Annotated in this window: 12 protein-coding genes and 1 pseudogene; 5 read left to right on the forward strand and 8 right to left on the reverse strand. The window is 57.9% G+C overall.

All coding sequences use genetic code 11. The features are described 5' to 3' along the window. Positions 1-6: 6 nt before the first annotated feature. The 7 genes from CXY73_RS02885 to CXY73_RS02915 all read right to left on the reverse strand — a co-directional run bounded on the left by CXY73_RS02885 (position 7) and on the right by CXY73_RS02915 (position 5,757). A complete protein-coding gene (locus CXY73_RS02885) occupies positions 7-543 on the reverse strand; it encodes a TRAP transporter small permease subunit (RefSeq protein WP_104176783.1) in 537 nt (178 codons plus the stop codon). A gap of 13 nt (positions 544-556) precedes the next feature. Further along, positions 557-1,864 carry a TRAP transporter large permease gene (locus CXY73_RS02890; RefSeq protein WP_158254009.1) on the reverse strand — a complete coding sequence of 436 codons (1,308 nt, stop codon included), beginning with the start codon at positions 1,862-1,864 and terminating at the stop codon, positions 557-559. A 61-nt stretch (positions 1,865-1,925) separates the two neighbouring features. Next, the gene (gene dctP, locus CXY73_RS02895; protein WP_104176785.1) at positions 1,926-3,053 is read right to left on the reverse strand and encodes a TRAP transporter substrate-binding protein DctP; all 1,128 of its coding nucleotides are present in this window, start codon (positions 3,051-3,053) and stop codon (positions 1,926-1,928) included. After that, positions 3,050-3,901, reverse strand: a complete 852-nt coding sequence (locus CXY73_RS02900; protein WP_199185269.1) for an SDR family oxidoreductase — start codon at positions 3,899-3,901, stop codon at positions 3,050-3,052. Before CXY73_RS02900 ends, dctP begins: the two co-directional genes overlap by 4 nt. 9 nt (positions 3,902-3,910) lie before the next feature. Further along, entirely contained in the window at positions 3,911-4,357 is a 447-nt protein-coding gene (locus CXY73_RS22215; protein WP_199185268.1) for a hypothetical protein, read from the reverse strand. Positions 4,358-4,428: 71 nt separating this feature from the next. Continuing rightward, positions 4,429-4,659 (reverse strand): transposase, encoded by a 231-nt coding sequence (locus CXY73_RS02910; protein ID WP_104176787.1) that lies wholly within the window; start codon positions 4,657-4,659, stop codon positions 4,429-4,431. A 168-nt stretch (positions 4,660-4,827) separates the two neighbouring features. Further along, complete coding sequence (locus tag CXY73_RS02915) at positions 4,828-5,757, reverse strand: LysR family transcriptional regulator (protein ID WP_104176793.1); 930 nt, start codon at positions 5,755-5,757, stop codon at positions 4,828-4,830. A gap of 578 nt (positions 5,758-6,335) precedes the next feature. Here CXY73_RS02915 and CXY73_RS02920 point away from each other — a divergent pair. The 5 genes from CXY73_RS02920 (at position 6,336) to CXY73_RS02940 (ending at position 11,925) form a co-directional block, all read left to right on the forward strand. After that, positions 6,336-7,343, forward strand: a complete 1,008-nt coding sequence (locus CXY73_RS02920) for an alcohol dehydrogenase catalytic domain-containing protein (protein ID WP_369831204.1) — start codon at positions 6,336-6,338, stop codon at positions 7,341-7,343. Between the two features lie 2 nt (positions 7,344-7,345). Continuing rightward, a complete protein-coding gene (locus tag CXY73_RS02925; RefSeq protein ID WP_104176789.1) occupies positions 7,346-8,791 on the forward strand; it encodes an aldehyde dehydrogenase family protein in 1,446 nt (481 codons plus the stop codon). A gap of 2 nt (positions 8,792-8,793) precedes the next feature. Beyond that, positions 8,794-9,618, forward strand: coding sequence for a CoA ester lyase (locus CXY73_RS02930; RefSeq protein ID WP_104176790.1), 825 nt, complete (start codon positions 8,794-8,796; stop codon positions 9,616-9,618). Next, the gene (locus CXY73_RS02935) at positions 9,615-10,772 is read left to right on the forward strand and encodes a CaiB/BaiF CoA-transferase family protein (RefSeq protein WP_104176791.1); all 1,158 of its coding nucleotides are present in this window, start codon (positions 9,615-9,617) and stop codon (positions 10,770-10,772) included. The genes CXY73_RS02930 and CXY73_RS02935 overlap by 4 nt, the downstream gene beginning before the upstream one ends. A gap of 436 nt (positions 10,773-11,208) precedes the next feature. Continuing rightward, positions 11,209-11,925 (forward strand): ATP-binding protein, encoded by a 717-nt coding sequence (locus tag CXY73_RS02940; protein ID WP_104176792.1) that lies wholly within the window; start codon positions 11,209-11,211, stop codon positions 11,923-11,925. Between the two features lie 401 nt (positions 11,926-12,326). Here CXY73_RS02940 and CXY73_RS02945 read toward each other — a convergent pair. After that, a pseudogene (locus CXY73_RS02945) lies at positions 12,327-13,659 on the reverse strand (ISL3 family transposase). Positions 13,660-13,772 lie beyond the last annotated feature (113 nt).

Below are 13,772 nucleotides of genomic sequence, written 5' to 3' on the forward strand. Positions count from 1 at the left end.
TTATTTTTAATAGGTTTTCTCTCCTTCGCTCTCATCCGCGTCTTCCAGCGGGAACTCCGCCCAGTTTCGGAACACGCCGAAAAATCCATACACAAGGGTTGTCAGATAAGCAAGAAGCCCTATCGCCAAGGCGAGACGGGCAGGCCAGACAGGCAGCTGTGCTACGTCCATCCGAACTTCTGCGGTAAGCCAACTGTCGATCCCCGCGGTAACCGAAACCCAGGTCATCCATCCGATCAAGGGAAGAGCGATCAGGTAGCCAGCCGCCCGGCTGACCGACTGGAATCTCTTGGGCAAACGATCGTAGAGAACGGTGAAGGACACGTGTTCGCCGGCAAGCTGCGCGTAACCCAAAGGAAGAAATCCGACCAGGATGATCAACGACTCGTTGAGACCAAACACCAACGAAATCGAACCGGTGCCGATCGCTCGCGAGGTCGTATCCATCACAGTGGTCAAACACAGGAGCAAAGTGGCCGCGGCGGAAACAACGTATGTGGCCCGCCCGAGACCCAGTGTGGTCCGTGAGAACAAGTCATGCATCACTTTCTCCTTCCTAACCAGCAACTGACGGCAGCCATAGAACGATGACAGGGAAAGCGATGAGTATCGCCACAATGGCCACGTCGACCAAGTAATAAGGGACAACGCCGCGGAAGATTTCTTCGACTTTGAGCCCTCTCGTGGTGCCCGCGGTAACGAACACGTTGAGTCCGAGTGGTGGCGTGATCAGGCCCAGTTCAATGAGTTTGATGGCTAAAATCCCGTACCAAATCCCATCGAATCCGAGTTCCGTCACCACGGGATACGTGAGCGGGATCGCAATAACGATCATCGATATCCCATCCACAAACATCCCCAGCGGGACGAACAGCAGCAACATGATCATGACTATGAGAATCGGAGCGATGTCGAACGAGGACGCCCACTCAGCGAAGTCACGTGGGGCACCGGACCGCACGAGGAACGTGCTGAAGATGCTCGCGCCGATGAGCAAAGCGAAGATCATGGCGGTGAGTTTCACCGACGCGCGGACACTCGCCTTGAAAGCGACCCAACGGGACCGTCCTGTTTTTGGGGCGTCGATCAGCAACATGATGAAGGCAGCAGACGCTCCAAGGGCGGCGGCTTCGGTCGGGGTAGCGAACCCGGTATAGATGCCGCCCATGACGATGCCGAACAAGACGAGGACGCGAACCGTTACGCCGATGATCCGACCCCACGAGCTGCTCGCGCTGATGGCGACTGGCTCGCCACGACCTTGCCCGACCGACTTCTTGTCCACCGTCGCACGGATGAGGATGTAAAGGATCATCACTCCTGCGGACAGTATGCCCGGAATGATTCCCGCCAACAAGAGGCTGCCGATTGACTCCTCGGTGACTTGGCCATAAATGACAAGAGCGATGCTCGGCGGTATCAGGATGCCCAGGGTTCCTCCCGAGGCGACCGTCCCGCTGGCGAAACTCCTGTTATACCCGGCCTTCAACATCTCACCGATTGAGAGCTTCCCTACCGTTGCGACGGCCGCAGAGCTGGAGCCGCTCACCGCTCCGAAACCGACGCAAGCCAGGATTGTGGCGACAGCCAGGCCTCCCGGCAATCTTGCAGCCTTTTCTCTGATCACCGCGAACAAACGCTCGGCAAGACCGCTCTCCTTCGCGAACATGCCCATGAGGATGAACATCGGAATCACGATCAGCGTGGTCTTGCCGATTGCCTGAAACGGCACGCGTGCAAGCGATGCGGAAGCGACCTGGGGCCCGTCCAAGAGGATCAGTCCGAGAACGCCGGCCGCCAGCAAGCAGATTGCCACCGGCACCCTCAAAAACATCAGGACGAGGAGCATCACGACGGCCAGCACGAGAATCACGCCAACGCTCAACATTCCTTTTTACCTGCATCGCTTTCAGAAGCCGGGGGGGTCATTCAGCGGACTTCGCGACACACAACTCGAGGCCGTCAACGTAGCCAGACGGGTTGTCGTAACTTGTCATCAACTCCCTGTACCGCTCAATAAAGTCGTCGTGCTCCGCCGCGGTAAGCCCTGCATCCACAGAAGCCCTTTGCAGTGACGCATTAATCTCGTCCTCAGTGGCCGTGATGAACTTTTCGACCGCTGAGTCGCTGAGGCGAGTTGCGCTCCCACCCGCGTCGAGGAGGTTGTCGCACGCTCGCGCCTCAAGATCGGTCATCACATTCGACAGAGCTTCCGGGTACCGAGCCGAAACCTCGTTGATTATTGCCTGATGCTCAGCAGACAGGCCCGCAAGAGTGTCTGGATTCACAATAATTGCGGCACTTGCGTACTGTCCGATACCGAGGTCCGTGGCATGCGGAGTCACCTCGGCAAGGCCCAACGACATTGCACTGGCGAAGTCAACGCCGGACCAGCCGTCGACGACTCCTCGATCAACGCCCTCATAGAGCTCAGCCAGTTCGAGGAAGACCGCATCAACACCGACCAGGCCTTCCATCTGGGCAACAGTGCCGGGGACGCGAATACGCTGGCCCTCGAGGTCGCTAAGGGTCGTGATCTCATCACGAGTCCCGGTTGATGCCGCGCCATTGAGCACGAAAGCCAACGGAACTATCCCGGCCGTTGCGAACTGCTCCCGCATCAGATCCGATTCAGAATAGAGCTGCTTGAAAGCCGCCCCCGTGGCCATTGTGTTGTTGGACACAAACGGCGTCGCAACCGCATTGAAAAGAGTTAGTTGCTCAACATGGTAGTTACTAAACATCAGCCCGAGGTCGGCCCGCCCGTCCGACACGCCTGGCATGATGTCGGTGCCCGAGAGCAGAGAACCACTCGTGTAGATCTCCACCTCTATCTCACCGTCGGACGCTTCGGCGACTGCCGCAGCCCAGTGTTCCAGCGCCTCACCATAGGTTCCCGTGGCGGGGAGCGGGGAGGCGAGCCGCAATGTGACGGTTTCGCCACCGCCCACATTTGTTGCCGGCGCTATGGAACTGCATGCCGTCAGCGAAAGCGCGAGAGCACCTATAACAACGACTGCCTTGGCCCCTCCGGATAAGGTTCGCATCGTCATTGTCGTGTCCTTTCATTTGTCTTGGATAAAGGGTTCGTGTGATCGTGAGAAAGCTCCACCAACTCGCCATAGGTCGACCACGATGGTGTGACCAGCCAGCCTGCATCCACGGGGATCGTAACGCCCGTTATTGCGGAGGCTGCATCTCCGATAAGGAATTCGATAGTGGAGGCGACTTCGTCCGCTGTCACCAGGCGGCCCATTGCATTCGTAGCAAGGATCCGCTCAATCTTTCGTTCTCCTTCTGCAATACGCGACTCAAGAAGTGGCGTCAACGTGTACCCCGGAGCCACCCCATTCACTCGTACTCCGCGAGAACCCCACTGCGTTGCGAGGTTGCTCGTGAGTTGTATCACGGCGGCTTTCGACGTGGAATACGCATGTAAGGGCATCGACCGCATGCCAGCAACGGAGGCGATCGTCGCTATTGCTCCGCGCCCTTCCTCAGCCATCGCCGTTCCGATGATCTGTGCGGGAAGCCACGTGCCCTGAACGTTCACCGTCATGACGCGCTGCCATTCCGGCAGGTCAAGATCTTCCGCAGGAACCGGGGCCTGCGTGACTCCAGCGGATGTCACGAGTGCGTATGGTGTGCCCCAGCGTTCAAGGACCTCCCCGAGCAAAGCGCGAACTGACTGCTCGTTAACGACGTCGACATGTGCGGCGAAACCGCCGATCTCCGCAGCGACCCTGTTAGCACCGTCGAGATCAAGATCCGCGACGACCACTCGATACCCAGCGCCTGCCAGGCGCCTGGCGGTTGCCGCACCTATGCCACTTGCGCCACCAGTAATTACACATACGCGACCGACGGTATTGATAATCGTCCACCTCCCTGTAGTGATTATTGATTCAGGTTATGGGATCACAAAGGCTCCGGGGAGGTAGCTTTCCTCTCTTTCTGTATACGATTGGTAGATAAAAACCACCTTGTTGGCCAACCTAACAAGTCCGCGAAGATCTTCGGTGCCGGGTGCGCCCGTCAAGTTATTGAGACAATCTGATGTGTTTTTCTTCGACGCGGCTGGAAACAAAGACCGCATGAATCCGGGGAAACCGGAACCCAGCCCCACCGACCATGTCCAGACCCCTGGGCCCAGGATCGTGGTGATCTGGTCCCGGCCAGCCATGCCCTTCTCGCGGGTAAGCACCCGCACCACGTGCGCGTCCAGCACGGTGTGGCGCACCTGCGTTCGTGTCGGCGCAGCGGGCCGCAGCGAGCGGTAGAACGAGGCCCGGGCGACCTTCAACTTGCGGCACATCCAGTCGATGGGGAAGGAGGCCTTCTCCGCCAAGATAAACACGAAATGGTCGTTTATCGTTGCTTCGCGGCGAAGAAGGCGCTGACTTTTCCCAGGAATTCAATCTCCCTTTTTCACTCAGCATTCTCGGATTGCAAGGCCCTGAATTTGGCCCACTCGACCGGGCTGTGCTCGGCAGCGCCAGCCTCCGGGTGTTCCTCTTTCCAGAGGCGAACCCAATTGCCCAGCGTCCCCTCGACAACACCGATTTCGGGTGCCACTTGAGCGATCGGCCGGCCCGATGAAATGACCAGCTCCACGGCCTCGGCCCGGAACTCGGCATTGAACTTACGACGATTAGTCATGAAACAGATTCTCCTTACCTCTGTCTCAATTCTCTATGCGGACGCAGGAAGAGAACCTCCGGTTGACGAGCGAGTTGAATTGTTGTCCCGAGGAGTTTGGATGGAAGACCAGTCCTGATAGATCGTGGATCCACTGGGTGGGGAAAGGTCGAGCATGCGCCACCGTGCTCACGCGGATGAAGCAGCTGGGGCTCCGGATAATGGAAGGAGCTCTGCCTGGCGGCGCGTGACTTCTCTCCTTATGGCATTGACTACTTCGCGAATTGCTGTTGAACGCAAGGGCGGTGGACGACAGACCAGCCAAAATGACAATCGTTGGAACCGCTCTGGAAGGACTCGGATTAGATCTGAGTATCGATCTGCAATAAAGCACGGTAGTAGACCAACGCCGGTTCCCCCTCGAGTTGCTTCCAAGTGAACAAAGACATCGGTTGAAGCGAACCGTGTGCGCAGTTCTGGGAAATGTGAGCGTGCGCGATTTAGATCGTCGATCTGAAGCATAGAGTCGACAAAGTAAATCAGAGGATGGCGCACCAATTCTTGCATCGATTCTGGATTATCAATCTCGCCCAAATATGATTCGTTTGCGTATAGCCCCATATCGTAGTCACCCAGCCAGATAGCCTCTGCACTAACGACGTGTGGTTTACCAACCACGATTTCGATATCAACACCGGGTCGTTGTTGGGTGGCTCGTCGAGTAGCAGTGACCACCTCCACCAAGAGACCTGAATGCTTTGCAAGAAGCGGGCCAAGAGCACCCGACAGGAAATAGGCCGCGAAACCCGCCGTCGAGGAGATACGAACGGTTCCCGAGACCTGCGGGTTGGACAGTCCCGTCAAAGACAGCCCGTCCAACGAGGCTTCAATTTCCGCAGCGACACCCGCTACGTGCTTGCCGGGTTCTGTCAGCTCCCATTGGCCGCCCCATTTCGTAAAGAGGCGGACTCCCAATGACTCTTCTAGCGCAGAGATACGCCTTGAGACCGTCGTGTGACTGACTCCCAGCGAGTCGGCCGCATCAACATAGCGACCGGTCCGGGAAACGGAGAGCAGAATTAGCAGATCTGAAGGGTCTAGAGTCTTTACGCGGTTCATAATGTGCATCCTTGCACATTATTATTTCAATGGTGTTGGGTTGATCACGCTCGAATCTGCATAGCCTTTCGGTATCACATCTTCCAAAGCCGTCGTCACGGCGTGGTGTCGCGCCTACTGAAAAGAGAAAGCAATGTCGCTTTCAATCGAACTTGCACCGCCAAAGTTTTCTTCTAGTGGCCTGCGCCCGGTCGTCACTGCATCGGTGGCCGGCACCGTCGTCGAATGGTATGAGTTCTTCCTTTATGCCACCGCAGCGACACTGGTGTTTGGCTGGCTCGATCGCACCCATCATCGCCAGCGCACTTCTGAACGAATACGGCACTTCCACCCCGATTGCGTTGTATTTACTCGTCGCCCGTGTCATTACCGGCATTGCCGTGCTGGCTATGAAGGAGACGCGTGGCATCTCACTGCGGAACGTGGACAAGGCCGACCAAGACGCTCACCAGTCCGCTTCCTACCGTCAATGTACAGAACACAAGGAGAAAATCATGAAGGGCATTACCACAGTTATCACCGCTCCAGGCAAGGCTGAACAGCGCGAATATGAGGTAGCTAACCCTGTCCCCGGAGGCATGATCCTCCGCATGATCCGCGCCAATGTTTGCGGATCCGATGTTGCCATTATTAATGGCCGACACCCGCTCATCAACGTGGGCTGCGTCATGGGTCATGAAGGTGTAGGCGTCATCGAACGCCTTGGAGAAGGCGTCACCCGCGACTTCGCGGGAAATCCGCTCGCTGTTGGCGATCGCGTTGTGGCAACCTATTTCCAGGCCTGCCGGCGTTGTCCAGAATGTAATCTTGGCAAGTTGAACCTTTGCCGCAATGCCTTCGCCGGTTGGTCGCAGCCCGCTGCGGTCGCCCCGCATTTCCACGGAAGCTTCTCCACTTACTACAGCGTTGGCCCCGATCAGTTCGTCTATAAGGTGCCAGAGAATGTTTCGAGTAAAGCTGTGTCTTCCGCAAACTGCGCGCTCTCACAGGTGACCTATGGTTGCCAGCTCGGCGAAATCAAGCGCGGTCAGAAGGTCCTCGTCCTCGGAGCGGGCGGTTTAGGTGTCTGCGCGTCTGCCGTCGCCTCGGAAATGGGTGGGGAAGTTTTCATCGCCGAAATGGCTGCCAATCGACTTCCCAAAGCTAGAGAATTCGGAGCGCGCCACCTGATCGATTTGTCCGTAGCCGACGGAGGGTCAGGCCGGGTGGACCTCTTGCGCGAAGTCACGAACGGCGGCGCCGACGTCGTCATCGATCTCACCGGTGTTCCTGGCGTATTTTCCGAGGCGGCACGGTCACTACGTCCTGGCGGAATCATGGTGGAGATTGGGTCTATCAGCCCTGGTCGTTACACCGACTTCGACCCTGGTCTCTTCACCCGCAGCGGCACGCAACTGCGCGCCGGATTACGCTACCCGGCGCAGATTCTCGGCAAGGCTGTGGACTTCATTGCTTCCACTCCCCAATTCCCATGGGAAGACCTAGTCGATGCGGAGTTCGAATTCGATGACTTCATGTCCGCAGTGACAGCGGCGGAGCAAAAGCAAGTCACCCGAGCGGCACTGCTCGTAGGAAGCGAGGCCTAGACATGACTATCCAGGAAACTGGTCTCGGGACGACCACGTATGCCTTCATCGGCGGAAAGTTCTACCGCGAAACTACCGAAACTTATGAGAATGTCGATCCGTCTACCGGACTGTCCCTAGGTGACGTCGCCAGTTGTGGCGCTGTCGAAGTGGACGTAGCCGTAACTTTAGCCCGGAAGGCGCAGGCGGCATGGTCACGCACTGCAGTCATTGACCGGTCTAGGCTCCTTACCGGTTTGGCCGGCCTAATCCGCGATAACTCGGAGCGGCTCGCGCGAATGGAGAGCGAAGACACGGGCAAACCCCTCATGCAAGCACGAGCTGATGCCGAAGTGTGCGCCCGTTACTTCGAATTCTACGGACACGCGATCGATTCATATTATGGACAGGAAATTCCGCTGAACAAGGACTTCCATGTCGTTGCCAAGCGTGAGCCCTTCGGCGTCACGGGTCACATTCTCGCCTGGAACTATCCAATGCAACTGTTTGCACGCGCAGTCGCGCCTGCCATCGCAGTTGGTAACTGCAGCGTAGTGAAGCCTGCAGACGAGACCCCCCGCACCGCACTATTCCTGGCCGAGTTGGCTCAAGAAGCGGGTTTCCCACCTGGCGTTATCAACGTAGTCACCGGCATCGGGAGCGTTGCTGGCGCAGCGCTAAGCAGCCACCCTGATCTGGACCACATCGGTTTCGTTGGGTCGACGGTCATAGGAACGACAATCGCCCACGCTGCCGCGGAGCGGGTCATTCCCACCGTCCTTGAATTGGGCGGGAAATCCGCCCACGTCGTCTTTGATGACGCCGATCTCGACGCCGCAGCCCCGATTATTGTCAAAGCGATCCTCCAGAATGCTGGTCAAACCTGTTCCGCGGGTTCGCGCCTATTGGTGCATAAAAGTGTCAAGGACGAGCTGCTGGCCAGGGTGGTCGAGGGCATGGAAGCTGCAACCCTGGGAGACTGGAAATCCGGTTCAGACGTCGGTCCGCTGATTTCGAAAAAACAGCAAAAACGCGTTATCCGGATGGTCGAGGAAGCTACCGGAACCATTCTTACTGGCGGCACCGTTCCGATCGGATTAGGCGAGGGTGCCTACTATCTGCCGACGGTCATCGCAGGCGTGAATCCTAATTCGGAAATCGCTCGTGAGGAGATTTTTGGTCCGGTGCTGGTCACCATGGAATTTTCTACGGATGAGGAAGCCGTTGTCCTCGCCAATGGCACCGATTATGCCCTGATCGCCGCAATCTGGACCAATAACTTTGGTCGAGCACACCGGCTTGCCGATGAAATGCACGCCGGACAAATTTACGTAAACGCCTTCGGCGCTGCCGGTGGCGTCGAATTACCATTTGGAGGGTTCAAGAAGTCGGGTTACGGGCGTGAGAAGGGGATCGAGGCGCTTAACGCGTTCACGCAAAGCAAAACGATCGCTATGAAGATTCGATAGCCATGCCGGGCGTAGCAGATACACCGCTCTTCGTTCCGGGCAACGGGCCAGAACGGTTCGACAAAGCCGCCGCATCCGGAGCTACTCACGTCATCCTCGATCTGGAGGATGGCGTGGGGGCCACCGATAAGGAAGAAGCCCGGATGGCCGTGGCCAGATGGCTGGAGATCAACCGTGGTACCGTGCGTATCAACGCTCTTGGAACCGTCGACGGCGCAGTCGACCTGTTGTGGTTGGAGAGCCTCGTCCATGGGCCTGAAACGGTCCTAGTCGCCAAGGTAAAATCCCCAGACGACATCGATGTCGTTGCCTCGGTTATCTCGGAACGTATCTCGGTCGTCGTGCTCATTGAAAGCGCCCGCGGTATCGCCTCTTTGGAACGCATTGCCGAGCACCCACGTGTGGAACGGCTTGCGTTTGGAGGAGTAGATTTCGCCCTCGACGTTGGTGTTTCCTCATATTCGGCGGTCGTTACCGCCGCCCGGGCACAAATCGTGATCGCTTCTCGAGCGGCATGCATCGCCCAACCGTGGGACGCTCCCACTCTGGATTTCAAAGACGCGAAACAGGTGGAGCACGATGCTCGGCAAGCTAAGGACGATGGGTTTGCTGGAAAACTGTGCATTCACCCTAACCAAGTTGACATGGTATTCAAAGCGTTCGCGCCCAGCGCGGAGGAAGTTGCTTGGGCACATCGTGTCATCACTCGCGGTGAAGGTGCGTCACAGCTAGACGGGGCCATGGTGGACCGACCCGTGGTAGAACGGGCCAGAAAGGTGCTCGCGGCGGCCGAAGCAACCGCAGCAATGCAAGGAGGACTACCTTGAAACGGTTGCCATTGGAGGGGCTCACTGTTGTCTCCCTGGAACAGGCCGTAGCGGCACCGTTCGCCAGCCGGCAGCTCGCCGACCTTGGAGCACGCGTGATCAAGATAGAACGCCCTGAGGGCGACTTCGCGCGGAGCTACGATTCAAAAGTTAAGGGGATGTCCAGCTATTTTGTCTGGCTAAATCGGAATAAGGAAAGTGTGGTCCTTGACCTGAAGAATGAAGATGACAAAGCAGTAATGGAGGAGCTGCTGGCCAAAGCCGATATCTTCATCCAGAACCTGGCACCAGGCGCTGTGGACCGCCTAGGCTTTGGGGCAGAGCAAGCGACGGCCAGGAGCCCAGGACTGATCTATGTGTCCATCTCCGGATTCGGAGAGAGAGGGCCTTACCAGGATAAAAAGGCCTACGACCTGCTGGTGGCATGTGAAGCGGGATTGCTGAGCTTGACTGGTGACGAGGATTCGATGGCCCGAGTGGGCATCTCCGTGGCCGACATCGCTGCTGGCATGTACGCATACTCAGGCATCCTCGCGGCACTTCATAACCGAGCAGCCACAGGAAAAGGCGATCACCTGCGGGTCTCATTACTAGACGCTCTCGGAGAATGGATGGGCCAGCCCTACTTCTACCGCGAATACGGTGGAAGCCAACAAAAACGTAGCGGGGCACATCATGCGACTATCGCGCCGTATGGGCCCGTATGCGTGTCTGACGGAACGGTTTTCTTCAGCATTCAACACGAGCGAGAGTGGGAGGCACTCTGCACGACGGTGCTTGGGGCACCTCAGTTACTGACAGACCCGCGCTTCACGACTAACGATGAGCGAGTGGTGCACAGGGCAGAACTTACAGCAGAAATTGAGATCGTGACTACTCAACTGACAGCAAGTGAAACCTGTTTACTGTTGGACCGGGCTAAAATCGCGAACGCAGAGGTCCGCGACATGGACGGAATGTCCCAACACCCGCAACTACAACAACGTGACCGGTGGCATGACGTGCAATCGCCCGTCGGACCCTTGAGAACCCTCAAGCCGCCGGTCATCGGCGACCTAATCGACTACCGGTACGATGCGATTCCAGAAATGGGCCAGCACAGCGAACGAATCAGAGCGGAGTTCGCGTCTCCTGTCCCTGTTGAAATCCCATGAATTGATTCGGCCAAGAACACCGGCTGGGCCGATCGACCTGGATCATGGTCTGAACTACCGCGGTATTTCGGCCCCTATAATTTATACGTTCGAATACGCGACAGGGTGACCTCACCCTCGAGGAAGACAGAAACTGTCACGCATCCAGTCATTTAGTCTGCGTGTCGCAAATGATGCAGAAACATTCCGATGTAACGGATGCAGTAGGCCTACCCCTGTCACCTTCCGAACTCGGTATTGGGCGATCGCTTGGTGGTCAATTGAGCTGAGTCCGCGAGACTCAACAGTGGTTATGAAGTAGGCAGACGGGCTGAATGAATCCCACGCTGTCGCGAGATTCCAGCGGCTCGTCCTGTCCTGAGCGCGTTTGGCGCTGCGAGCCTCAGGTGGTGGATACTCTGAGACCGTAGGCAAGCGCATCTGACGGGGGTATTCATTGCGTGTAGGAGACAGTCCGTTTTCAGACGCTGCAACAGGCAATCTAGTCAGGACGCGCGAGGACGAAGGCGTTCTTCAGGTCCTGACACGGGAGAGTTCGACGAAGGAGTTTAAGGAGGACTTCACGTGGGGCTCCATCGGTCTCTATGCACGTACGATGGCTGCCTTTGCCAACGCCCGAGGAGGCTACATCTTCTTCGGAATCACGGATAATCCACGCACGGTCATCGGCCTGTCGGACAAAGGCAAGGAAAGCTTTGACAATCTTGATCAAGCGAAGCTCACGGAGGACCTCAACGAGCTTTTCTCTCCCGAGATCCATTGGACCCTGGGCTTGATCGATCTGCCGGACGGCCTATGCGTCGGTGCCATCTACACCTTCGAATCCAACGACAAACCGCTAGTTGCGCGGAAGACCTACCAGCAGCAAAATGCGAAGATTTCCGAAGGCGACATCTTCTACAGATACAACTCGCGCTCCCAAAGAATTAGGTTTCCGGAGCTGAAGCGAGTTCTGGATGATGCCAAATTGCGCGAGCAAAGGGCCATGATGAGCCACATCGAAGCTCTCGTGCGGGCTGGGGCCGCGAACGCGGCGGTCTTGGACTTCTCGGAGAATATGCTGCAAGGCCCAACCGGGCAGAAGGTCCTCATCGACGAGGGACTCCTTGAAAAGATCGCCTTCATTAAAGAGGGCGAATTTGGGCTCTCCTGACGCAACCGTGGGTTAAACCCGGCCCGGGAGCACGGGTTTATGTCCGCCGAGGCTGAGCATCGCCAGAGCGANCTTAACCAGGAAGCGACTCTGCCTGTGGACGGCGTAACGACCAGAGGAACCGCCGCGAGAACCATCAGAAACGCCACCGAGAGAAGAAAAAATGTCTGCAAAGGACTCTCCGTACTTATGTATCAAGACATAGATACGATAGCAGACTTGTGCATCATCCACCGTCCGTCGCAACGTGGGCCGAACGCTCAAGGGACAACGTTTAGATCCGCGGACAAGCGAATAATTTTGCCCGGTGGTTCTGCCCGCGGGCGGGGCCTCACACCAATGTGTGCTCGACCGCCGTAAACAACGGACTAAAAAGAAGGCTCTCCTGACGCAACCGTGGGTTAAACCCGGCCCGGGAGCACGGGTTTATGTCCGCCGAGGCTGAGCATCGCCAGAGCGATCAGGGCGTCTGGTGATGTGAAGCCGCAGNATCAGGGCGTCTGGTGATGTGAAGCCGCAGGCGATGCGGGTCATGAGGCGAATCTTGGTATTCATGGATTCGACGCGGCCATTGGAAAGGCCGTGCTCGATGGAAGCCAGGATCGCGGTGCGATGCTTCACGATGCTTTTCTGCAGTTTCACGAACGCCGGGATCCGGCAGCGGCGAGCCCAGCCGACCCACTTGTCCAAAGCCTCGGTGGCGTCGGTGAGAGGGAGTTTGAAGATCACGCGGAGGCCTTCCTTCAGGTAGTAGGCGCGGGCCAGTCGGGGGTCGGTCTGCACGATCCAGGAGAGCTTGGTCTGTTGCTTCTCGGTGAGGTTTTCCGGGTTCTTCCAGAGCGCGTAGCGACAGTTCTTGATGCCGGCCGCTCGGGCGCTATCCGGTCGTGGTGGGGCATCAGCGGCAGGCCGGCCGCGGCCGCGTCGGGTCTCGTTATGCCGGGCGGCTATGCGGGCTTCGTTCCACGCGGCCCGGCGGACGTCGTCGAGGGCTTCGGTAGCCCATTTCACGACGTGGAACGGGTCGGCGCAACGAACCGCGTTGGGCGCGCGTTCCTTGACAACACTGGCGATCCAGGCCGCGCCGTCCGCGGAAATATGCGTGATCTGTGCTGAGCGTTCCGGCCCTAACGCGTCGAAGAACGTCGCGAGGGTGGCCTTGTCCTGGCCGGGTGCAGCCCAGACGAGCCGGCCGGAATCGTGGTCGACAACGCACGTCAAATACTTGTGGCCGCGCTTGTAACTGATCTCGTCAACGCCGATCCGGGTGAGTCCGGCGAACTGGTCGAACTGCTTCTCCGTGTCGGCCCAGACCCGGGTGATGATCGCGCCAACGGTGCGCCACGCGATGCGCATCAGTACGGTGATCGCGGTCTTGGAGGTTTGCGTGGCTAGCCAGGCGACCTGCTGATCGAAGAACAGTGTGTGCCCGCTTTGATGCCGGGCCCAAGGGACGGCGGCGACGGTGACGCCGTGCACCCGGCAGCTCACCCGGGGTGCCGCGGCTTCTAACTGGATTTGGACCGCGCCCGCATCCAGGGACCGCCAGCGGCGACGCCCGTCGCCGGCGTCATAGCGGGGGCAACGTTTCCGGCAGGCCCCGCAACGGTTCCGCATCGATGCCGTCGGGCGTACTGACGCGACCAGAATGCCGGTTTCCACGTCGAGATCGACGGTTTCGACGATGGTTTTGTCGACTCCGAGCAGAGTTCGCCATAGTGTTGAGTTTTGCACGCCGCTTTTTCCGATCCTACGTTTCTTGCCTTTGACAGTTAGAAACCTAGACGGAGAGCGGCGTGTACTCGTTAAGGCGCTCGGAAACCACCCACGGTTACGTCAGGAGAGCC

The organism is Cryobacterium sp. Y50 (assembly GCF_002929805.1).
In the GTDB taxonomy this organism is placed as follows: domain Bacteria; phylum Actinomycetota; class Actinomycetes; order Actinomycetales; family Microbacteriaceae; genus Cryobacterium.